The organism is Neisseria sp. HMSC074B07, from assembly GCF_001810355.1.
GTDB lineage: Bacteria > Pseudomonadota > Gammaproteobacteria > Burkholderiales > Neisseriaceae > Neisseria.
On record NZ_KV800904.1, the window covers coordinates 22,962 to 45,219 of the forward strand.

Below are 22,258 nucleotides of genomic sequence, written 5' to 3' on the forward strand. Positions count from 1 at the left end.
GAGAATCGTTCTCTTTGAACTAAGGCGAGGTAACACCGTCCTGGTTTAAAGTTAATCCACTCTATCCGCAGGCGAAGCCTTTTCAGACGACCTCACACGCCCAAATACCCTTCCCTGCTGGCAAGCCATCTTGCCAGATGCGCTTCGACGATTTCGGGGTTTTGTTCAATCAGCATCGGGGCGATTTCGCGCGCTTGTTCCAAGAGGTGCAGGTCTTCTTCGAGATTGGCGAAGCGCAGCATGGGAACGCCGCTTTGGCGCGCGCCGAGAAATTCGCCGGGGCCGCGGATGTTGAGGTCTTGGCGGGCGATTTCGAAGCCATCGGTGTGTTCGTAGATGACTTTCAGCCGCGCTTTGGCGAGTTCGCTCAAGGGTTCGGCAAACAGGAGGACGCACACGCTTTCTGCCGCGCCGCGCCCTACCCGTCCGCGTAATTGGTGAAGCTGCGCCAAGCCCATGCGCTCGGCGTGTTCGATCACCATCAGGGCGGCGTTGGGCACATCTACGCCGACTTCGATGACGGTGGTGGCAACCAAGACGTTCAGACGGCCTGCGGCAAACTGAGCCATGACTTCGGCTTTTTCGGCGGCTTTCATGCGCCCGTGTACCAAGCCGATGTTGAGTTCGGGCAAGGCTGCCTGAAGCTGCTCGAGGGTTTCGGTGGCGGTTTGCAGTTGCAGGGTTTCGCTTTCTTCAATCAGCGGGCAGACCCAGTACGCCTGCTGCCCTTTGCGGCAGATGTTGAGGACGAAGCCTTCGACTTCGGCGCGGCGGACGTTGTTGACGAGGCGGGTTTTAATCGGGGTACGCCCGGGCGGCAATTCGTCGATGACGGACACGTCCAAGTCGGCGAAGAAACTCATGGCGAGCGTGCGCGGGATGGGCGTGGCGGACATCATCAGCTGGTGGACGTCGCGCCCTTTGTTTTTGAGGGCGAGGCGTTGGGCGACGCCGAAGCGGTGTTGCTCGTCCACAATCACCAAGCCCAGATTTTGGAACTCGACGTCGTCTGAAAACAAGGCGTGTGTGCCGACGGCGATTTTGACGGTACCGTCGGCGAGTTTGGCTTTGGCTTCGTCTTTGGCTTTTTTGCGCTGGCTGCCGGAAAGCCAGACGACTTCGAGACCCAACGGCTCAAGCCATTGTTTGAACTTGATGAAATGCTGTTCGGCAAGGATTTCGGTCGGCGCCATCACGGCCGCCTGCGCGCCGGATTCAATGGCGGTCAGCGCGGACAAGGCGGCGACGATGGTTTTGCCGCTGCCGACATCGCCTTGCAGCAGGCGGTGCATCGGGTGGGTTTGCGCCATATCGCGGCGGATTTCGGACACGACCCTTTCTTGTGCATCGGTCAGGGCAAACGGCAAGGCGTGGCGCAGGGCTTGGGTCAATGTGCCGTCGCCGCCCAATGCCGCCGCCGTACCGCTGACGCGCTTCTGCCGCGCCAAGCGCATGGAAAGCTGTTGCGCCAAAAGTTCGTCGAATTTGAGCCGCTGCCATGCGGGCAGCGCGCCGTCGGAAAGCTGGTGGATGGTAAAGCTCGGCGGCGGCGAATGCAAAAGGCGCAGACTTTCGGCGAGGTGCGGCAGTTTCAGACGACCCAATAAGGCATCGGGCAAAGTATCGTGCAGCGGCGTAACGTCCAACGCCGTCTGAATGATGCGGCGCAGAGTGGGCTGGTTCAAACCGTTTACGGTCGGATAAATCGGCGTGAGGCTTTCCGCCAAACCGCTGCCCTCGGCATCGCGGATTTTGGGATGAATCATCTCGTCGCCGTAAAACCCGTGTTTGATTTCGCCCACGGCGCGGATACGTTTGCCGGCCGCCATCTGCTTCTGATGGCTGGCGTAAAAGTGGATGAAGCGCAGAAAAAGGACGCTGCCGGAATCGTCGGCGATTTGGACAATCAGCTGCTTGCGCGGTTTGAACGTTACTTCCTGATGAATGACCTCGCCCTCGACCTGACACGGCACGCCGATAGGCGCATCCTTAATCGGCATGATGTGCGTCTCGTCCTCGTAACGCAGCGGCAGATGCAAAACCAAATCCCATGCGGTGTTGAGGTTGAGTTTGTCGAGCTTCTTGGCGGAAACGTCGGTGATTTTGAGCTGTTTCTGGGTTTCGGGCGTCATCATGGCTTTGTCCTTTAATGGCGCGTATTTTAGCTGAAAATGTAGGAAGGGGTCGTCTGAAAGGACGTTCAGCACCAAGTTAATCCTTTATAATAGCGTGTTTTTCAGACGACCCCTGCCCCCGATTACTCCATGAATTATCTGCAAAATATCGCCACCCTCTATCAACTTGACCCCCTACCCTGCAGTCTGCCCGAAGCCGAAATCACCGCTGCCGAACAACGCCTAGGCATCCGTTTCCCCGCCATGTTGCGCGAATATCTGCTTACATTGGGCGGCAACGAGGCGGTCAATCAATCGTTTAATCGATTGTTGCCATTGGAAAAGATAGATTTTGACGGCGATTACCTGGTGTTGATAGAGGAAAACCAAGGCGTGTTTCTGTGCGGCATTGCCAAAGCCTATTTGGCGCAAGACAACCCGCCCATCCATATCGGCTTTTATACCGATGAAACCGACAGCTACGAATGGCAGCCGCACCTGCCCGACACCCGCACCCTACTGCTGGAACTGGCTTACACCAACGCCGCCATGGGTGGTCTGCACTACTGCGCCAACATCATGGACGAAGAATCGACAGATGCCCAAGCCGTACAGTTTATCCAACAAAACCGCACCGAAATCATAGAACTCCGCCAAGAAAACCAACGCTTCTACACCGACGGTTTTCACGAAATCATCCTGCTTTGCTTCACAAAAAACGGCAACGCAAACGGCGTATTTATCGGCACTGCCGACCAAAACCGCTTTGACACGCTGCTCGAACTGTTCGGCTGGGACAGTTGGCTCTACACTTCTTATGACGATGAAGATGACGAAGATGAAGAATGTGATGAGGAATAAACCAGTGATATTTTTCAGACGACCTTTACCTGCAAACGGGGAAAACCCATGTCCGACATCCTGATTTACCAAACCGAAGACGGCCGCACCCAAGTAAACCTGCTGGTGCAGGAACACACCGTTTGGCTCAATCAAAGCCAACTTGCCGAACTTTTTGACACCTCCGTGCCAAACATCGCAACGCATATCAAAAATATATTGGAAGACAAAGAGTTGGATGAGAATTCAGTTATTAAGGATTTCTTAATAACTGCCGCAGACGGCAAGCAATACCAAGTCAAACATTATGGAAGGCAAAGGCACACTCAGCCACAAACAAATGGAAGCGTTTGCCGGCGAACAATACGGGCTGTTCAGGCAAAACCGTTTGGCACACATGGCGCGGCAGGCGGAAGCGGAAGATATTACCGAATTGGAAGTGTTGAAACAATAATATAGGCCACCTGAAAATATAAACACAATATGAAAGGTTTATGATGGATAAAGGAATAAATAAGGCTTTATTAAGACAAGTAATTCAAACTCTAGAGAGGGAAAGAATACTCAAATCCAACCTTAGCATTGAAGACTATAAGGTTCATTTCACTCAAATTATTTTAAAAAAAATGTCCCAATCAAATGATTGTTGGCTATCAATCTGCCCATTTAATTATCATTATATAGGTGAATCTTTTGAAAAAAGATTAAACTTTTTAGAAAAAAATTGGGATTCAGAAATATTAGATGATATATTCCTAATGTCAATTAGATTCTTACGAGAAGCTGAATTGACAATGAGGCGTCAGTACAAACAAAAGCTTTGGAACGATGATGATACGTATGAAAGGATTTGGGATTGGTTTAAATCATTAACAAATGATGACATTCACTACAACCAGAGATTTCAATTAAATTACATACAAAACGACTATTCGCTTATGCTGCTCAACGATTATTTAGGAAATAAATTATTTCAAGCATTCTTAAACCATGAAGAAAATATAAAAAAGATTGAGCAACAGTCCATTACTTTAAAAGAAACATCAAACAAAATACAGAAAAATTTTGACGAGGAAATGCAGAAAAGTGTTGACGAGAAACTGGAAAAAGTCGAACAGTTAAGTGATACATTAGAAAATCTAAAGCAGGGTTTTAATTTTGTTGCCTTATCTGATGGATTCAGCAGAATGCTTAATGAAAAGAAATCAAGTAAGAAATGGATTTTACGGCTTTTATTTCTTATTGCAGTAATTATTTCAGCAATCCCGACATATAAATTTTTTTCTGATGGAGGTATTAATTTAACTTGGCAGCAAATCGCAATAAGCGCGGGTTTGGAATTGGTCTTAATCTATTTCTTTCGCGTTGTCTTATTTCATTACCGTACTGTGCAAACCCAAATCATGCAGCTAGATTTGCGGCTGTCTCTTTGCCAATTTATCCAAAGCTATGCCGAATATGCCAAAGAAATCAAAACCAATGATAAAGATGCGCTAGATAAATTTGAAAATCTGATTTTTAGCAGCATCTTATCCAGCGATGAAAAAATCCCCAGCACATTTGACGGTTTGGAACAATTAAATAGTCTAATCAAACAGTTCAAACAATAATTTTCAGGTAGCCTACGTGCCCCCAAAGCAGCCTGCACCCATCAAAAGGACCCCCATGAACATCACCCAAATCCTCTCCAAAGAACTCTCCGCCACCGCCGCCCAAATCACCGCCGCCGTCGAGCTTTTAGACGACGGCGCGACCGTGCCGTTTATCGCCCGCTACCGCAAGGAAGCCACGGGCGGACTGGACGATACGCAACTGCGCCAACTTGCCGAGCGGCTGCAATACCTGCGCGAGTTGGAAGAGCGAAAAGCCGTTGTTTTAAAAAGCATTGAAGAGCAAGGCAAGCTTTCAGACGACCTCAGGGCGCAAATCGAAGCCGCCGACAACAAAACTGCGTTGGAAGACCTGTACCTGCCCTACAAGCCCAAACGCCGCACTAAGGCGCAAATCGCGCGCGAACACGGTTTGCAGCCGCTGGCGGACGTGTTGCTTGCCGAACAGCCGCAGGACGTGGAAGCCGCTGCGCAAGGCTACCTGAACGAAAACGTCCCCGACGCCAAAGCCGCGCTGGACGGCGCACGCGCGATTCTGATGGAGCAGTTTGCCGAAGACGCGGAACTCATCGGCACGCTGCGCGATAAGTTGTGGAACGAAGCCGAAATTCACGCGCAAGTCGTTGAAGGTAAAGAAACCGAAGGCGAAAAATTCAGCGATTATTTCGACCACCGCGAACCCGTGCGCACCATGCCCAGCCACCGCGCGTTGGCGGTTTTGCGCGGCCGCAACGAAGGCGTGTTGAACATCGCGCTCAAATATCAGCCCGACAACACGCCGATTACCCAGCAAAGCGAATACGCGCAAATCATCGCCCGACGCTTCAAGGTTTCAGACGGCCACAAATGGCTGCACGACACCGTGCGCCTGACTTGGCGCGCGAAAATCTTTCTGTCGCTGGAGCTTGAAGCCTTAGGTCGTCTGAAAGAAGCCGCCGACACCGACGCGATTACCGTGTTCGCCCGCAATCTTAAAGACTTGCTGCTCGCCGCGCCCGCCGGACGGCTGACGACTTTGGGACTCGACCCCGGCTACCGCAACGGCGTGAAATGCGCCGTGGTGGACGACACGGGCAAGCTGCTGGATACCGTCATTGTCTATTTACATCAAGAAAACAATATGTTGGCAACACTATCGCGCCTGATTAAGCAGCACGGCGTGAAGCTCATCGCCATCGGCAACGGCACTGCCAGCCGCGAAACCGACAAAATCGCGGGCGAACTGGTGCGCGGAATGCCAGAAATGGGGCTGCACAAAATCGTCGTTTCCGAAGCCGGCGCGTCGATTTATTCCGCGTCCGAACTGGCGGCGCGCGAGTTCCCCGATTTGGACGTTTCCCTGCGCGGCGCGGTGTCCATCGCCCGCAGGCTGCAAGACCCGCTCGCCGAGTTGGTCAAAATCGACCCCAAATCCATCGGCGTGGGGCAGTATCAGCACGACGTGAACCAAAGCCAGCTCGCCAAATCGCTGGACGCGGTGGTCGAAGACTGCGTAAACGCCGTCGGCGTGGACGTGAACACCGCCTCCGCCTCGCTTTTGGCGCGGATTTCCGGTTTGAATCAAACCCTTGCCCAAAACATTGTCGCCTACCGCGATGAAAACGGCGCGTTCGACAGCCGCAAAAAATTGCTGAAAGTACCGCGTTTGGGCGAAAAAACCTTCGAGCAGGCGGCAGGCTTTTTGCGGATTAACGGCGGCAAAGAGCCGCTGGACGCGAGCGCCGTCCACCCCGAAGCCTATCCCGTCGTCGCCAAAATGCTGGCGCAACAAGGTATTACCGCCGCCGAACTCATCGGCAACCGCGAGCGCGTGAAGCAAATCAAAGCGTCCGACTTCACCGATGAACGCTTCGGCCTGCCGACCATTCTGGACATCCTGTCCGAGCTGGAAAAACCCGGCCGTGACCCGCGCGGCGAATTTCAGACGGCATCATTCGCCGAAGGCATCCACGAAATCAGCGACTTGCAAGTCGGCATGATACTCGAAGGCGTGGTCTCCAACGTCGCCAACTTCGGCGCATTCGTGGACATCGGCGTCCATCAGGACGGCCTAGTGCACATCTCCGCCCTGTCCAATAAGTTCGTCCAAGACCCGCGCGAAGTCGTGAAAGCCGGCGACGTGGTGAAAGTGAAAGTGCTGGAAGTCGATGCCGCCAGAAAACGCATCGCGCTGACCATGCGCTTGGATGACGAGGCCGGCGGCGCAACCAAAGGCAACAGGTCGTCTGAAAGCAAACACTTCGAACGCCGCGACCGCAAACCCCAACGCAACGACCGCGCCCCGACCAATTCGGCGATGGCAGATGCGTTTGCGAAGTTGAAACGGTAACAGTAGTCTGAAGTGCTATTTAAAGTAAAACCGTTTTGAAACAAATAAATAAAATTAAATTGTAAAAAAAATCCCGTTTTTTTATCATATTGAAGCGATATAGCAAAAAAATGGGATTTTTTTATCAATTAACTGAAAACCTAAAATGTACTCGATCGAACAATTCCCTCCCGAAGCAGACCTCGAAACGGTCCCTGTCTTGAAAAAACTGAATTCCGCCCATCGTTATCTGGCTGAATTAAAAGGTATCTGCCGCAGCATTCCCAACCAAGGCATTCTGATTAACACGCTGTCTTTGCAGGAAGCCAAAGACAGTTCCGAAATCGAAAATATCATTACCACCCATGACGAACTGTTCCGTGCAGGAATATCAGCAAGCCAGTCTAGTCCTGCCATCAAAGAAGTGCAGAATTATGCTTCAGCACTGCATTGCGGCTTCGACCTTATCCAAAAACACGGAATGCTGACCAACAATCATATTTTGACAATACAAGCCGAGTTGGAAAAGAACCGTGCCGGATTCCGTAAACAGTCGGGGACGATGCTGAGAAACGACCGTACCGGCGAAACCGTCTATACGCCGCCGCAACATACGAATGACATCATTCGCCTGATGAGCAGATTGGAAGTATTTATCAACGACGACAACACGGAAAAACCTATCGATCCGCTGATCCGCATGGCGCTGCTCCACCACCAGTTTGAAAGCATTCACCCGTTTTACGACGGCAACGGCAGAACAGGCAGGATTATCAATGTGCTGTATCTGGTTTTAACCGGATTGCTGGATATTCCCGTCTTATACCTCAGCCGCTATCTGGTGCGGAACAAAAGCGAATATTACCGCCTGCTGCAACATGTACGCGATACGGGTGAATGGGAAGGCTGGTTGCTGTATATGCTGGAAGCCGTGGAACAAACCGCCAAGGACGGCATCGATACCGTGCAGCACATCCATCAAGCTATGCTGGACTACAAACACCGCATCAGGCAAAACTTCAGCTTCTACAGCCAAGACCTGATTAACCACCTGTTCAACCATCCCTACACAAAAATCGATTTCCTGATGAAAACGCTGAACGTTTCCCGCCCCAGTGCCGCCAAATATCTGAACGAACTGACGGAAGGCGGATTCCTGCATAAAGAAAACATAGGCAGAAGCAACTACTATATTAATATCGCGCTGATGGATATTTTATTACCAACCAATTGATAAAATTAGAAATTTATTTAAATATTAAATCAATATATTACTTATCTCATACCCGCTGGTTTACCCATACAAACAGGCGTATAGTTCCAAATATTACAAATCCATCATCACAACCCAAGGAGTCCAAACCATGAAACCTGTTTTGTTTGCCGCGTTGATTTCCTGTTTTTCCGTTGCTGCGTATGCGGCTTGTACCGACAGCCAGCAGCAATGTGTGATTTATAAAAACGGTAATGTCGCGGCTGAAGGCGGCTGTTCGGTCAACAAGTGTCAGAATGCCGATGCGCAGGTGTTGAAATGGAAGCTGAAAAACGGCAAGGGCGTAACCGTCGAAATTGGGAAAAACGGCAAGGTTTTGGTGAACAAAAAACCGGGAGCTAAGGCGAACAACAGCAACGCGGCGGGCATGGGCTTGACGTGTTATGCCGCCGATGCGGACAAACGTGAGCAGTTTTGCTCGACCAATTATTAATGCAGGATTGGCATGAAAAAGGTCGTCTGAAACCTGAAGCGGTTTTCAGACGACCTTTTGTTTGAGCGTATCGTTATCAGCGTTTGACGCCGCTGAGCCTTGCCCAGCCTTCGTCGATTTCGGCGGGTTCGATGTTGAACCATTGGCGGTAAATGTCGCTGAGTTCTTCGACTTGTTCGTCCAGCAGACCGGATAACACGATGCGTCCGCCTTGTTTGGTGCGGGCGGCGAGCATTTCGCCGAGCATGCGAAGGGGGTTGGCGAGAATGTTGGCGACGACGATGTCGAATTGTCCTTGCGGCAAACCGTCGGGCAGGTAGAACTGTGCATCGACGTTGTTTTGTGCGGCGTTGTCCTTGCTGGCGCAGATGGCTTGTTCGTCAATATCGACGCCGACGGCAGAACCTGCGCCGAGCTTGAGGGCGGCGATGGTCAGGATGCCTGAGCCGCAGCCGTAGTCGAGGACGCTTTCGCCGCCTTTGAGTTGTGTGTCCAGCCACTTGAGGCAGAGGCGGGTGGTCGGATGGCTGCCAGTACCGAAGGCAAGGCCGGGGTCGAGCTGGAGGTTGACGGCGTTGCTGTTGGGCGCTTCGTGCCAAGAGGGGGTAATCCACAGGCGTTCGGAAATTTGGATGGGGTCGAACTGCGCTTGGGTCAGGCGCACCCAGTCTTGGTCGGCGAGAATTTCGCTGGTGTATGCCAAGTCTTTCAACCCGCATTCTTGGCTGGCGGCTTGAATCATGGCTGCGGCATCGTCGTTTTCGCCGAACAGGGCGATGACTTTGCTTTGCTGCCAGATTTGTTCGGTCGGCATGCCGGGTTCGCCGAAGATGGCTTGTTCGTTTTCGGTGCCTGCGTAGGCGTCTTCGATGGCGGCGGAGAGTGCGCCGTGTTCCATCAGGGCGTCAGCGAGGCATTCGGCGACGGCGTCGTTGACGTTGATGGTGATTTGTTGATAGGACATGATGGGCTTTCTCGGTGGGGTCGTCTGAAATTAGGAAACGACGGTCAAATACGCAATTTTGGTTGTTTGCGGTATGTTTCGGCTATTGGCGTAACAGTGTGATTGAATCGTTTTTCTGCCTGAACACGTTTTTTTCTTGCGTGAAATGGCGGCTGACAGGCTTACTCAGTCATAATTATAGGCTTGTCGGCAATCTCTGAGTACACCCGAAGTCAGGTTTCAACCTGTCTGAAAAAAGGTCGTCTGAAAGCCATATGGTTTTTCAGACGACCTTCGACTATCCAAACGGGACGGTTTTATTTGTCCTGTTTGGCTTTGCGTTCTTCCAGCCAGTGTTCCAGATAGTGGATGCTGACGCCGCCTTTTTCAAAACCGGGGTCGCTGAACAAATCGCGGTGCAGCGGGGTATTGGTTTTGATGCCGGTTACGGCAAGCTCGGCGAGGGCGACGCGCATTTTTGCCATTGCCTGCTCGCGGGTTTTGCCGATGACGCAGACTTTACCGATCAGGCTGTCGTAGTACGGCGGGATGCGGTAGCCTTGGTAAATGTGGCTGTCCACGCGGACGCCGAAGCCGCCGGGCAGGTGGCAGCTTTCAATCAGACCGGGACTGGGGATGAAGTTGTACGGGTCTTCCGCATTGATGCGGCACTCGAAAGCATGGCCTTCGATGTGGATGTCTTTTTGCTTGTATTGCAAAGGCAGGCCGCCGGCAATGCGGATTTGTTCCTGTACGATGTCCACGCCGGTAATCAGCTCGGTAACGGGGTGTTCGACTTGGACGCGGGTGTTCATTTCGATAAAGAAGAACTCGCCGTTTTCATACAGGAATTCAAACGTACCTGCGCCGCGGTAGCCGATACGTTTGCAGGCATCGGTACAGGCTTTGCCGATTTTTTCGCGGGCTTTTTCGTCGATGAAGGGCGCGGGTGCTTCTTCGATGACTTTTTGGTGGCGGCGCTGCATGGAGCAATCGCGCTCGGCAAGGTAGATGGCGTTGCCGTGTTCGTCGGCGAGCACTTGGATTTCGACGTGGCGCGGGCGTTGCAGGTAGCGTTCCATATAGACCATCGGGTTGCCGAACGCCGCGCCTGCTTCGGCTTTGGTCATTTCGACGGATTTGATGAGGTCTTCTTTTTTCTCGACCACGCGCATACCGCGTCCGCCGCCGCCACCCGATGCTTTGATAATCACGGGATAACCGACTTTATCGGCGGTTTTGAGGATTTCAGTGGGATCGTCGGACAGCGCGCCGTCCGAACCGGGAACGCAGGGCACGCCCGCTTCAATCATTGCGTGTTTGGCGGAAACTTTGTCGCCCATCAGGCGGATGGTTTCGGCTTTGGGGCCGATGAAGATGAAGCCGGACTGTTCGACCTGTTCGGCAAAATTGGCGTTTTCGGCAAGGAAGCCGTAGCCCGGGTGGATGGCATCCGCGCCGGTAACTTCTGCGGCGGCGATGATGGCGGGAATATTGAGATAGCTTTGTGCGGAAGCGGCAGGGCCGATGCACACGGATTCGTCGGCAAGTTTGACGTGCAGACTGTCTTTGTCGGCTTCGGAATGCACGGCGACGGTGGCGATGCCCATTTCACGGCAGGCTCGCAGGACGCGCAGCGCGATTTCGCCTCGGTTGGCGATTAATACTTTTTTCAGCATGATGACCTTTCCTGTGGTTTCAGACGACCTGCTTGTTACCTTTTGCCCAACGCATTGCGGATTTTTTCATCGGTCTTGTATTGGCTCAACGCGTACACCGCCCACATGGCGGCAGGAATCCAGCCGATTAAGGTGATTTGGAGAATCAGGCAGATGATGCCCGCAATCGGACGGCCGATGGTGAAGAATACGGCGAAAGGCAGGAAGATGGCTAACAACAGGCGCATGGTGGAAATCCTGAGTTGGAAAGCATTTCAGACGACCTGCCCGCAATCCGGAAGGTCGTCTGAAAACGAATTATTCGATGATGAAGAGCGGCTCGCCAAATTCCACAGGCGTACCGTTTTCCACCAGAATTTCTTTAACCGTGCCGGATTTTTCGGCTTCGATTTCGTTCATCAACTTCATCGCTTCGATGATACACAATGTATCGCCGGCTTTGACTTGCTGACCAACTTCGACGAAAGCGGCGGCATTCGGGCCGGGCGCGCGGTAGAACGTACCGACCATAGGCGATTTTTGCGCGTTAGACAGGTCACGGGCGGCAGGCGCTGCGGGAGCGGGTGCTGCTGCGGCGGCGGGCGCAGGGGCAGGCACCGCTACTTGGGCGGGTGCTGCATAAACGGGAGCCGGAGCGGCGGTGGCGCGGGTGATGCGGACTTTTTCCTCGCCTTCGGTCACTTCGATTTCGGCGATACCTGATTCTTCTACTAAATCAATCAGTTTTTTTAATTTGCGCAAATCCATTTTCGTTCCTTTACGATACGGCCCAAATGTCGTGAAGCGGCCGTGTTTGTTGCGTGATATTTCAGAAAACAACCGGCCTGCGGCAACGGCGCAAGCCGGACGGTATTGGGTTGCATAAAGGGCATTCGCAGGAGCAGAAACCCCGTAAATGAATTTGACTATTTTCCCGAACTTGCCGACAAATGTCTAGCAAAATCTCGAAAAAAGGCGGTTTTTGAACAAAACGGGCAGATTCGGAAAATTCGTCCGAATGCGTATTTCTTCAACGAGTGTTTATTCTAATTTATTGGTTTATGAAGGGAAAAGGTCGTCTGAAAAAAGCCAAAGTGCGTATAATGACCGCCTGACAAGATTTGTAAGCATCAAAATAAGATTATGGACATTTCCGATTTCGATTTCACTCTGCCCGACCGATTAATTGCCCAGCACCCGCCCGAAGTGCGCGGTAGCAGCCGTCTTTTGGTCGCGCTGCCCGATATGCCGCTGCAAGACCGCGTGTTCGGCGATTTGCCTGATTATATTGAGGCGGGCGACGTTTTAGTGTTCAACAACACCAAAGTCATGAAAGCGCGGCTGTTCGGACAAAAAGAGAGCGGCGGCAAAATCGAGGCCTTGATAGAGCGCGTTTTGGACAATCACACCGCACTGGCGCACATCCGTTCGTCCAAATCGCCCAAACCCGGCACGAAGCTGATTTTCGAAGGCGATATTTGTGCCGTCATGGTGGAGCGGGCGGACGAACTGTTCTGCCTGCGCTTTGAAGGAGGGCAAACCGTTTACGAGCTGCTGGAGCAAAACGGCCATTTGCCGCTGCCGCCCTATATCGAACGCGCTGCCGGCGCAGATGACGACACGCGCTATCAAACCGTCTATGCCAAACATCAGGGCGCGGTCGCGGCGCCGACGGCAGGTTTGCATTTTACAGACGAGCTTTTAGGTCGTCTGAAAGCCAAAGGCGTGGAAACAGCGGAAGTCACCCTGCACGTCGGCGCGGGAACGTTCCAACCCGTGCGCGTGGACAAAATCGAAGAACACAAAATGCACAGCGAATGGTTTGACGTACCGCCCGAAACCGTCGCCGCCATCGAAGCCGCCCATGCGCGCGGAAACAAGGTTTGGGCAGTCGGCACCACTTCCATGCGCGCCCTCGAATCCGCCGCGCGCGAGACAGGTCGTCTGAAAGCGGGACAGGGCGACACCGATATTTTTATCACGCCGGGCTACCGCTTCCGCGTCATCGACCGCCTGATTACCAACTTCCACCTACCCAAATCCACGCTTCTGATGCTCGTCAGCGCGTTTTCGGGCATGGAACACATCCGCGCGGTGTACCGCCATGCGGTCGAACATGAATACCGTTTTTTCAGCTACGGGGACGCGATGGTTTTGGGGCGCTCGGAACCTTAAAAATCTCTGAAGAAAAACGTCGTCTGAAAACGATTCAGACGACGTTTTTTTTGGGAAGGTTTATAAAGTGGGCAATCTGCAATACATAAAAACCGATTATGCCCAATCCGCCCCACCCTGTTCATATATGCGATTCAAACCTCTGCCGGTTGAAAACCAAATCAAATTCATAGCCTTCCAGCACTTCCCTGATTTGCTTAACTTCTTCGGGCATCAGCACGACTTCTGTATATTGTGAAATATATTCGGCAAAATCAGAGTCTTCCGTAACATTGTCCGGCATCATGGTTTGAAATTGGCAATTACCCGGAAAAACCACCACCGAAGAAAACGCCCGCGTCGGCAGGTGGAGCTTCTCGGACAAAATCCGAATGTATTGCTGGTTTTTCAACAAAGGGTTGGGAAACAGCGTCTTGCTTTTGTGAAACTTCTGCGTCCACATCCCATTGCCGTCGTCACCCCAAATCCTGCCCTGATAATTCGGCGTGGCAACCACGAAAATCCCGAAACAGGACACATAAACATAATCAATCTGTTCATGCTGCCCGTCCCGATAAATATCCAAGCCGCGAAACTCATGATAGACAGATTCGTCCAAGCTGCAATCCGCACGGACATTGACGGCGAAACGGCTGATAAATTGTTTGACAGGCGTATTTTTAGACAGGCAGGTTGCCAGCACAAATGCCGCTGCACAGCCCGTCAGCACAAGACCGCCTGAAGACAGAAAGTCGGTATCCATAAATGATATTTTCCCGCAAATACTGCCGCTCCCGCATGAACAGCACTCCCCATACCCCATACAGACGGCAAAAATGTTATTTTTTATAATGTATTAGCTTATTTATAATGCTAATGTAATTTTTTATGATTATAACGCAATTTATATTATTTACAATAAAAAATACCATTTGTATAAAATTTACACCGCTTATCATTTTTTGAATCAGTCATTCTTCAGACTGACATTGCCTGACCGTTTCCATCCCTTCACTTTCCAAATCCAAAAAATCTCCTGATTATTCAATCTCAAGCATTCATCATAAATTAATCCAAAACCGACGCGCAAATCTTCAAAAACCTAATCCCGCTACAAAAATAATCTGTGATATCAATCCGCCACACCTCTTTAAGTGTCGGCAAAATATCACACTCCCCGACAGCCCTTCCCTGCCTCTGTTTTCAGACGACCCCAATAATATTTCCAACCTCCCGACACAGTTCCCAAATACGACACCGCCGATAACACTTTGTATAGAAATAGTTTCTTTAGTTTTTATAAACACAAAAATAAAATGAGAACCTTTATCCACATTCCAAAAACATATTCACCCGATTCGGTTACTTTCTCAAAAGCCGGCGAAACAACAATTATTTACGATAAATTTTAACGGACATACTCCTTTTTCACGCTGCTTGCTTTATACTTACCCGATATAAACGGTTGAATTTACGGATAAACGCAAAAAGAATCAAACTCATTTTGCCCTACCGTTTCAGCCCCTAAAAACCAATCTTATTGATAAAGAAAGCCTCACTATGGAAACCAAACGTCTCTCTTCCCTTCTCAAACTCATCGCCAACCCCGACCGCATGACCATTTTGTTCATGCTGATGGACAGCGAACGCAGCATCGCCGAATTATCCGAAGCGCTCGGACAGCCTGCGACCGCCGTTTCCAACCATCTCGCGCGCCTGCGCTCCGAAGGTCTGATCGATTTTACCCGCTACCACCGCATCATCGAATACCGGCTGGTATCCGAAGAAGCTGCCGTCATCCTCGATACGTTGCGCAATTTGGAAAACCGTAAAGCCGCCTGAAGGCTGTTGAGCCTTGTTTTCTCAAACGGATTTTTGTTTCAAAACCGGCAGCCGCCGAAATCCCCTGATGTTACAATAGCGTCCCGTTTACCCAACAAAAGCGGTTTTCATGAACCGCTTTTGTTTTGTCCTTATTCTGCCCGATAAGCCCGAAATGCTTTTCAGACGACCCTCACACACGGAATCCGCATGAAAATCACCACTTGGAACGTCAATTCCCTCAACGTGCGCCTGCCGCAGGTGCAAAACTGGCTTGCCGACCATCAGCCCGATGTCCTCGTCTTGCAAGAACTCAAGCTCGACCAAGACAAATTTCCCGCCGCCGCCCTGCAAATGATGGGCTGGCACAGCGTTTGGAGCGGACAAAAAACCTACAACGGCGTCGCCATCATCAGCCGCAGCGAACCGCAAGACGTGCACGTCGGTCTACCCACTCTGCCCGACGACCCGCAACGCCGCGTCATCGCCGCAACCGTCAACGGCGTGCGCGTCATCAATGTCTATTGCGTCAACGGCGAAGCCATCGACAGCCCGAAATTCCAATATAAAGAACAATGGTTTGCCGCATTAACCGAATTTGTCCGCGACGAAATGACGCGCCACGAAAAACTGGTCTTGCTCGGCGACTTTAATATCGCGCCTACCGATGCCGACTGCTACGACCCCGAAAAATGGCATGAAAAAATCCACTGCTCATCCATCGAGAGACAGTGGTTCAAAAATCTGCTGGATCTGGGCTTGACCGACAGCCTGCGCCAAATCCACCCCGAAGGCGCGTTTTACACTTGGTTTGACTATCGCGGCGCGATGTTCCAACGCAAGCTCGGACTGCGCATCGACCACCAGCTCATCAGCCCCGCCCTGTCTGCCGTATTGAAAGACGTTTATGTCGATTTGGACGCGCGCGCGCAAGAACGCCCCAGCGACCATGCGCCGGTCGTGGCTGAATTTGATTTGTAAGGCGCAATCTTTAAAAAAGGTCGTCTGAAAACCTCATTTTGGGGTTTTCAGACGACCTTTTGCTATTCGCTTCTGACTCGAAGCCGACTCTATAGTGGATTAAATTTAAATCAGGACAAGGCCGACGAAGCCGCACAGTACAGACAGTACAGCAAGGCAAGGCAACGCCGTACTGGTTTAAAGTTAAGCCACTATATATCTTGCCGCTATTCCAACGTTCCACCCACTACCCGCGCGCCCAAAGCTTCCTTCAAAGGCAAAGCGTTCAAGCGTTGCAAGGTCGTCTGAAATTCGGCGAACGGTATCGGTTCCGAACCGAAACGATGCATATGCAGGGTATCTTGCTGACAGTCAATCAACTCGATGCCCAATCCGGCAAGAAACGGGACGGCTCGCGCGAAGGCGATTTTGGAGGCATCCGGCTCAAGGGCGAACATGGATTCTCCGTAAAACACCCGTCCGATTTGTACGCCGTAAAAGCCGCCCGCCAGTTTCAGACGACCTGCTTCATCTGGATAGAAACATTCAAACGAATGCGCGTGACCCAAACGGTGCAGCTCGGTATAAGCGGCTTGGAATTCGGGAACAATCCATGTGCCGTCCTGACCGGGGCGCGGAAAGGCGGCGCAATGCGCAATGACGGTTTCGAAGCATTGGTTGACCGTTACCCGATAGGGTTTATTGCGCAAGGTTTTCGCCAACGAACGCCCGATATGCAGATTTTCAGGAACGATGACGGCGCGCGGATCTATGGTGTGCCAAAAAAACCAGCCGTCTTCGCTGAACCACGGGAAAATCCCCTGCCGATACGCCGACAGCAGCCGTCCCGTGTCCAAATCGCGGCTGATACCGACCACGCCGTCGCATTCTTCCAGCGCGTAAAACGGGTCGGGGAAAGTGTAATCATTAGGGTAAAGCAAGGGGATACTCATTAAAAATCCTAAGGTATAGTGGATTAACTTTAAATCGGTACGGCGTTGCCTCGCCTTGTCCTGATTTCAATTTAATCCACTATATTATTCTGATTTGCAGCGGCATGATGTTCATGTTCCGCAAAAAATTTCAGACGACCCCAAATTCTCATCCGAGGTCGTCTGAACATCAAACATCTTTTAAAACGGGAATCAGCGTTTGCTCTTCGCTTGGCATTCGCCGCACACGCCGTACATATAAAGCGCGTGGTCAACGATGCGGTAGCCGTTTTCTTCCGCGATTTTGTCTTGCAAGGCTTCGATTTCAGGATTGTGGAATTCCGTTACCTCGCCGCATTTCACGCAGACGATATGGTCGTGGTGGTCGCCTTTGTCCAATTCGTAAACCGCCTTGCCGGTTTCAAAATGGTGGCGCTGCAAAATGCCTGCCTGCTCGAACTGGGTCAACACGCGGTAAATCGTCGCTACGCCGATTTCCACACCCTCTTCCAGCAAAATACGGTACACATCTTCGGCACTCAAATGCTCTTCAGCATGCGACTCAAACAAATCCAAGATTTTCAAACGCGGACCGGTAACCTTCAAACCGCTGTCTTTCAATTGCGCAATATTGCTGAATTTTTCCATAATATTCAATATCCCTGTGAAGTAATAGACGTTATAATACGCAATTTCAGCCCGCTTGCCCACTATTACGCCATAGCGGTTTGCAATAAAACCACAAGTTTTGTTTGCATACAAACGATAGCCGGCTGAAATTATAATCAAAGAGATGATTATCGTTTGCTTTTCAAAAAATTCAAGCAATGATACCCTTCCACCCGAATTCGAACAGAAAGGCATATCCGTGAACAAACCCCTCTGTCTTGCCCTCGTCGCCCTCATCGGACTTTCCGCATGCAGCGCCGAACGCGTTTCCCTGTTCCCCTCCTACAAACTCAAAGTCATCCAAGGCAACGAACTTGATCCCCGCGCCGTCGTCTCCCTTCAAGCAGGCATGAGCCGCGACCAAGTCCAACTCCTGCTCGGCACCCCGCTGCTGCGCGACGCATTCCATGCCGACCGTTGGGACTACACCTTCAATACCAGCCGCAACGGCATCATCAAAGACCGCAGCAACCTCACCGTTTATTTTGAAAACGACGTCCTTGTCCGCGCAGAAGGCGATGCCATCCAAAAATCCATCGAAACCCTCCAAGCCGAACAAAAAGCAGCCCAAACTGCACAATAATCATTAAGGAAACCGCATGAGCGCATTGAAAATCGCCATCGCCGGCGTCAACGGCCGCATGGGGCGCGTACTGGTTGAAGCCGTCAACAACCATCCCGACACCGTCCTCTCCGGCGCACTCGAACATTCAGGCTCCGAAGTCTTAGGCTTGGATGCAGGTTTCGCCTCCGGCATCAAAACCGGCATCGCCATTTCAGACGACGTTGACGCCGTCCTCGCCCAAAGCGACGTACTCATCGACTTCACCCGCCCCGAGCCGACCCTCAAACACCTGCAAAAATGCGTTGAAAAAGGCGTCAACATCATCATCGGCACCACCGGCTTCGACGACGCAGGCAAAGCCGCCATCCGAGCCGCAGGCGAAAAAACAGGCGTCGTCTTCGCCGCCAACTTCAGCGTCGGCGTCAACCTCACCTTCCACATCCTCGACACCGTCGCCCGCGTCCTCAACGAAGGCTACGACATCGAAATCATCGAAGGCCACCACCGCCACAAAGTCGACGCACCCAGCGGCACCGCCCTGCGCATGGGCGAAGTCATCGCCGACGCGCTCGGCCGCGACCTCAAACAATGCGCCGTTTACGGCCGCGAAGGCCACACCGGCCCGCGCGATCCGTCCACCATCGGCTTTGCCACCGTCCGCGCAGGCGACATCGTCGGCGACCACACCGCCCTCTTCGCCACCGACGGCGAACGCGTCGAAATCACCCACAAAGCCAGCAGCCGCATGACCTTCGCCGCCGGCGCCGTCCGCGCCGCAGTTTGGGTCAACGGCAAAACAGGTTTATACGATATGCAGGACGTTTTGGGATTGAAAAACCGCTAAAGCCGTTTTCATCCGCATGACACAAAAAGGTCGTCTGAAAAATGTTTTTCAGACGACCTTTTGATTATTGATTGAAGACTGAACCGACCACCGCAGCTTATTGCTTACGCCTATCCCACCAAGCGAATAAGTTGCCCAAGACGGTTCCTGATACGGAGTGCCAGACGCAGGCGACGGCGGTGGCGACGGCGGATTCGGCGTTACCCGGGAAGAATTTGGCGCTCAGACCCGTGGCTAGACCGGCGTTTTGTACGCCGACTTCGATAGCGATGGTACGTTTTTTGGCGGTGTTCATACCGGTTAGCGCGCCGCTGTAATAGCCGAGGATGTAGCCGCCGATATTGTGTGCGGCAATGGCGAGCACCATAACTAAGGCAGATTCGGCAAAACGGTGGCCGTGGACGGCGGCAACACCGCCGACAATACAGGCAAAGGCGGCAACGGCAACGGCGGGCATGATGGCGCGAACATCTTCAAACCAGTGTTTTTTGTGCAGCAACATATTGGCGGCAGAGCCGATAACGACAGGCAACAGGGTAACGAGCAACATAAACTTGAACATGCCCCAGCCGTCCATTTCGACGGTTTGTCCCACGAGGTAAGTCATCCACAGCGGCGTCATAACGGGGGCGAGGACGGTAGAGACGGTGGTCATGCCGACTGAGAAGGCAACATCGCCTTTGGCAAGGAAACTCATGATGTTGGACGAAACCCCGCCCGGGCAAGTACCGACCAAAACCAGACCCAGCGTCAATCCGGGCGAAAGGTTGAAGGCTTTGGCGATACCGATGGCGAGCAGCGGCATAATGGTGTATTGGGCAACTGCGCCGATGAAAATATCGAGCGGGCGTTTAGCCAAAATTTGATAGTCTTCTTTGCCTAGAGTCATGCCCATGCTGAGCATAATGATGCCGAGTACGACGACTTGCGTATCGCCTTTTACCCATGAAAAAGTCGCGGGCTCGATAAAGGCGACGATAGAAGCAAGGACGATAATCAGGGCGGTAAATCGGGTCATTTGCCGGCTGACGGCGGTCAGAAAGTTCATAGTTTGCTCCTTTGTAGGTTGTTATGTATGACAGCGATTGCCATAATTTAACGGATATTAACTTTTCTATGCAACTCTGGCAACGATAGCGGAAACAATCGGCAATTGAATAAATAAATGAATAGTCAGCACTATATTGCTGCTTGTCTCTTACTGACAGAATCTAAATTTTCAGACGACCCCATCCAGATACCAAGCAGCTCTTTGACACATATTGCGGCAATTCACGCCCTCTCATTTGTTTTTAAACCATTACAGTAGGCAATCCCGCCCTGCTACGCAGGATTTGTTACAATGTGCCTTTCTTTTTGTACTGCTCATCCATTATGACTGATTCCCAACCAAGCACTATGCAGCGGATTTTTTCGCGCAATATGTTGATTTGTATTTTTACGGGCTTCACATCGGGGTTGCCGCTTTATTTCCTGATTAACCTGATTCCTGCTTGGCTGCGCACCGAAAACATCGACCTGAAAACCATCGGTCTGATGTCTTTAATCGGTCTGCCGTTTACTTGGAAATTTATCTGGTCGCCCGTAATGGATGCCGTGCGCCCGCCCTTTCTCGGCCGCCGACGCGGTTGGATGCTGGTTACGCAAATCGGTCTGCTGCTGACCCTTGCTGCTTACGCATTCCTCAATCCGCACCAACACCTGCCCATCATCGTCGGCCTCTCCGTTGCCGTTGCTTTTTTTTCCGCCAGTCAGGATATCGTACTGGACGCCTTCCGCCGAGAAATCCTATCGGACAAAGAACTGGGTCTAGGCAACTCCATCCATGTCAATGCCTACCGCGTCGCCGCCCTCGTTCCCGGCTCGTTGAGCCTGATTTTGGCCGACATTATGCCGTGGAACAGCGTCTTCCTCATTACCTCCCTATTCATGCTGCCCGGTCTATTGATGACGCTGCTTCTTGCCCAAGAACCAAACATGCCGCCCACTGCACCGCGAACGCTGACTCAAACCGTAGTTGAACCGTTTCAAGAATTTTTCTCTCGCAAAGGCACAAAACAAGCCATCTTGGTGCTGTTATTCATCTTCCTGTACAAACTCGGCGACAGCATGGCCACTGCACTGGCTACTCCGTTTTATCTCGACATGGGTTTCAGCAAAACCGACATCGGTCTGATTGCCAAAAACGCCGGTCTCTGGCCCGCCGTCATCGCCGGCATACTCGGCGGTATCTGGATGCTGAAACTCGGCGTCAACAAAGCCCTGTGGCTCTTCGGCGTCGTACAGCTCGTTACTATCCTGGGCTTTGCCTGGCTGGCCGGCTTCGGCAAATTCGGTATCATTACCCTGACCGAAAAAACAATGCTCGCAGGCATTATCAGCGCGGAGGCATTCGGTGTCGGATTGGGTACTGCCGCCTTTGTAGCCTACATGGCGCGCGAAACCAATCCAGCCTTTACCGCCACCCAACTTGCTCTGTTTACCAGTCTATCCGCCGTACCGCGCACGTTTATGAACGCATCAGCAGGTTTTCTGATTGAAAAGATGGGCTACGTCAATTTCTTCTGGCTGTGTTTTATATTGGGGATTCCTGGGATGTTGCTGCTATTTAAAGTTGCGCCTTGGAACGGAGATAAAAAAGGACAATCTGCTTAAATATGCCACCAAAACCACGAGGTCGTCTGAAAACCAATGTATCCGGTTTCAGACGACCTTTTTTACAACGATGCAAATCAAGAATAGAGAAAACAGTCAAGCAAATATAGTGGATTAACTTTAAACCGGTACGGCGTTGCCTCGCCTTGGCTCAAAGAGACATTCTCTAAGGTGCTGAAGCACCAAGTGAATCGGTTTCTGTACTGTCTGTACTGTCTTGCGGTTTCATCGCCTTGTCCTGATTTAGTTAAGCCACTATACAAGACGGCAAACCGCAGATATGCTGGACTGTCGTAGATTCAAATACAAACAAGCTACGAGCTGCCATTTCTACACAGATATTTCCACTTCAGTTTACCCTTGCCCAACTTTCTCCATAACGCTACCGCCCTTCTGCAAATAGTTTTTAGTTTTGCTTGATACCCGCCGTCTTATATCGACAATATGAGACCTTTGCAAAAAAGCCCTCCTCCCGACAA

Annotated in this window: 21 protein-coding genes and 1 pseudogene; 13 read left to right on the top strand and 9 right to left on the bottom strand. The window is 51.7% G+C overall.

Translation table 11 applies throughout. The features are described from left to right. Positions 1-92: 92 nt before the first annotated feature. Positions 93-2,135: an ATP-dependent DNA helicase RecG gene (gene recG / locus HMPREF2726_RS01755; RefSeq protein ID WP_148132455.1), complete on the bottom strand. Its 2,043-nt coding sequence runs from the start codon at positions 2,133-2,135 to the stop codon at positions 93-95. 129 nt (positions 2,136-2,264) lie between these two features. On the opposite strand from recG, the gene HMPREF2726_RS01760 reads away from it, so the two are divergent. From HMPREF2726_RS01760 to HMPREF2726_RS01780, 6 genes are all read left to right on the top strand, one after another. Continuing rightward, complete coding sequence (locus HMPREF2726_RS01760) at positions 2,265-2,975, top strand: SMI1/KNR4 family protein (protein ID WP_070601983.1); 711 nt, start codon at positions 2,265-2,267, stop codon at positions 2,973-2,975. Positions 2,976-3,261: 286 nt separating this feature from the next. Then, on the top strand, positions 3,262-3,408 hold the full coding sequence (locus HMPREF2726_RS14600) for a hypothetical protein (protein WP_246827843.1): 147 nt from the start codon (positions 3,262-3,264) through the stop codon (positions 3,406-3,408). Positions 3,409-3,448: 40 nt separating this feature from the next. Continuing rightward, a complete protein-coding gene (locus tag HMPREF2726_RS14605) occupies positions 3,449-4,564 on the top strand; it encodes a hypothetical protein (protein WP_148132456.1) in 1,116 nt (371 codons plus the stop codon). A gap of 55 nt (positions 4,565-4,619) precedes the next feature. Further along, positions 4,620-6,893, top strand: coding sequence for a Tex family protein (locus HMPREF2726_RS01770; RefSeq protein WP_070601985.1), 2,274 nt, complete (start codon positions 4,620-4,622; stop codon positions 6,891-6,893). Positions 6,894-7,038: 145 nt separating this feature from the next. Then, positions 7,039-8,106 (top strand): Fic family protein, encoded by a 1,068-nt coding sequence (locus HMPREF2726_RS01775; RefSeq protein ID WP_070601987.1) that lies wholly within the window; start codon positions 7,039-7,041, stop codon positions 8,104-8,106. A gap of 130 nt (positions 8,107-8,236) precedes the next feature. Further along, on the top strand, positions 8,237-8,578 hold the full coding sequence (locus HMPREF2726_RS01780; RefSeq protein WP_070496456.1) for a hypothetical protein: 342 nt from the start codon (positions 8,237-8,239) through the stop codon (positions 8,576-8,578). A gap of 76 nt (positions 8,579-8,654) precedes the next feature. Here the strand turns inward: HMPREF2726_RS01780 and prmA are convergent, their stop codons facing one another. The 4 genes from prmA to accB form a co-directional block, all read right to left on the bottom strand. Next, positions 8,655-9,542: a 50S ribosomal protein L11 methyltransferase gene (gene prmA, locus HMPREF2726_RS01785; RefSeq protein WP_070601988.1), complete on the bottom strand. Its 888-nt coding sequence runs from the start codon at positions 9,540-9,542 to the stop codon at positions 8,655-8,657. Positions 9,543-9,838: 296 nt separating this feature from the next. Beyond that, positions 9,839-11,200: an acetyl-CoA carboxylase biotin carboxylase subunit gene (gene accC / locus HMPREF2726_RS01790; protein ID WP_070601990.1), complete on the bottom strand. Its 1,362-nt coding sequence runs from the start codon at positions 11,198-11,200 to the stop codon at positions 9,839-9,841. A 35-nt stretch (positions 11,201-11,235) separates the two neighbouring features. Then, a complete protein-coding gene (locus tag HMPREF2726_RS01795; RefSeq protein ID WP_070496459.1) occupies positions 11,236-11,427 on the bottom strand; it encodes a YqaE/Pmp3 family membrane protein in 192 nt (63 codons plus the stop codon). 70 nt (positions 11,428-11,497) lie between these two features. After that, entirely contained in the window at positions 11,498-11,947 is a 450-nt protein-coding gene (gene accB / locus HMPREF2726_RS01800) for an acetyl-CoA carboxylase biotin carboxyl carrier protein (protein WP_070601992.1), read from the bottom strand. A gap of 375 nt (positions 11,948-12,322) precedes the next feature. On the opposite strand from accB, the gene queA reads away from it, so the two are divergent. Next, positions 12,323-13,354 carry a tRNA preQ1(34) S-adenosylmethionine ribosyltransferase-isomerase QueA gene (queA, locus tag HMPREF2726_RS01805; protein ID WP_049224362.1) on the top strand — a complete coding sequence of 344 codons (1,032 nt, stop codon included), beginning with the start codon at positions 12,323-12,325 and terminating at the stop codon, positions 13,352-13,354. Positions 13,355-13,475: 121 nt separating this feature from the next. On the opposite strand, the gene HMPREF2726_RS01810 is transcribed toward queA, so the two are convergent. Continuing rightward, positions 13,476-14,096: a nuclease-related domain-containing protein gene (locus tag HMPREF2726_RS01810; protein WP_070601993.1), complete on the bottom strand. Its 621-nt coding sequence runs from the start codon at positions 14,094-14,096 to the stop codon at positions 13,476-13,478. 797 nt (positions 14,097-14,893) lie between these two features. Between HMPREF2726_RS01810 and HMPREF2726_RS01815 the strand changes: the two genes are divergently transcribed. From HMPREF2726_RS01815 to HMPREF2726_RS14855, 3 genes and pseudogenes are all read left to right on the top strand, one after another. Continuing rightward, positions 14,894-15,175: an ArsR/SmtB family transcription factor gene (locus tag HMPREF2726_RS01815; RefSeq protein ID WP_003766347.1), complete on the top strand. Its 282-nt coding sequence runs from the start codon at positions 14,894-14,896 to the stop codon at positions 15,173-15,175. A 189-nt stretch (positions 15,176-15,364) separates the two neighbouring features. Beyond that, entirely contained in the window at positions 15,365-16,135 is a 771-nt protein-coding gene (gene xth / locus HMPREF2726_RS01820; protein ID WP_070601995.1) for an exodeoxyribonuclease III, read from the top strand. 72 nt (positions 16,136-16,207) lie between these two features. Continuing rightward, positions 16,208-16,338: pseudogene (locus HMPREF2726_RS14855) on the top strand (IS5/IS1182 family transposase); the annotation flags it as partial. A gap of 3 nt (positions 16,339-16,341) precedes the next feature. Here HMPREF2726_RS14855 and aat read toward each other — a convergent pair. Both aat and fur read right to left on the bottom strand, forming a co-directional pair. Then, positions 16,342-17,067 (bottom strand): leucyl/phenylalanyl-tRNA--protein transferase, encoded by a 726-nt coding sequence (gene aat / locus HMPREF2726_RS01825; protein WP_070601997.1) that lies wholly within the window; start codon positions 17,065-17,067, stop codon positions 16,342-16,344. 192 nt (positions 17,068-17,259) lie between these two features. Then, the gene (gene fur / locus HMPREF2726_RS01830; protein WP_003766333.1) at positions 17,260-17,757 is read right to left on the bottom strand and encodes a ferric iron uptake transcriptional regulator; all 498 of its coding nucleotides are present in this window, start codon (positions 17,755-17,757) and stop codon (positions 17,260-17,262) included. A gap of 157 nt (positions 17,758-17,914) precedes the next feature. Between fur and HMPREF2726_RS01835 the strand changes: the two genes are divergently transcribed. Both HMPREF2726_RS01835 and dapB read left to right on the top strand, forming a co-directional pair. Continuing rightward, entirely contained in the window at positions 17,915-18,298 is a 384-nt protein-coding gene (locus HMPREF2726_RS01835; protein ID WP_003780297.1) for an outer membrane protein assembly factor BamE, read from the top strand. 16 nt (positions 18,299-18,314) lie between these two features. Continuing rightward, complete coding sequence (gene dapB / locus HMPREF2726_RS01840) at positions 18,315-19,124, top strand: 4-hydroxy-tetrahydrodipicolinate reductase (RefSeq protein ID WP_009312771.1); 810 nt, start codon at positions 18,315-18,317, stop codon at positions 19,122-19,124. Positions 19,125-19,221: 97 nt separating this feature from the next. On the opposite strand, the gene HMPREF2726_RS01845 is transcribed toward dapB, so the two are convergent. Further along, positions 19,222-20,172 carry a bile acid:sodium symporter family protein gene (locus HMPREF2726_RS01845; RefSeq protein ID WP_070601999.1) on the bottom strand — a complete coding sequence of 317 codons (951 nt, stop codon included), beginning with the start codon at positions 20,170-20,172 and terminating at the stop codon, positions 19,222-19,224. Between the two features lie 326 nt (positions 20,173-20,498). Here HMPREF2726_RS01845 and HMPREF2726_RS01850 point away from each other — a divergent pair, with 326 nt between their 5' ends. Beyond that, positions 20,499-21,779 (top strand): AmpG family muropeptide MFS transporter, encoded by a 1,281-nt coding sequence (locus HMPREF2726_RS01850; RefSeq protein ID WP_036529638.1) that lies wholly within the window; start codon positions 20,499-20,501, stop codon positions 21,777-21,779. Positions 21,780-22,258 lie beyond the last annotated feature (479 nt).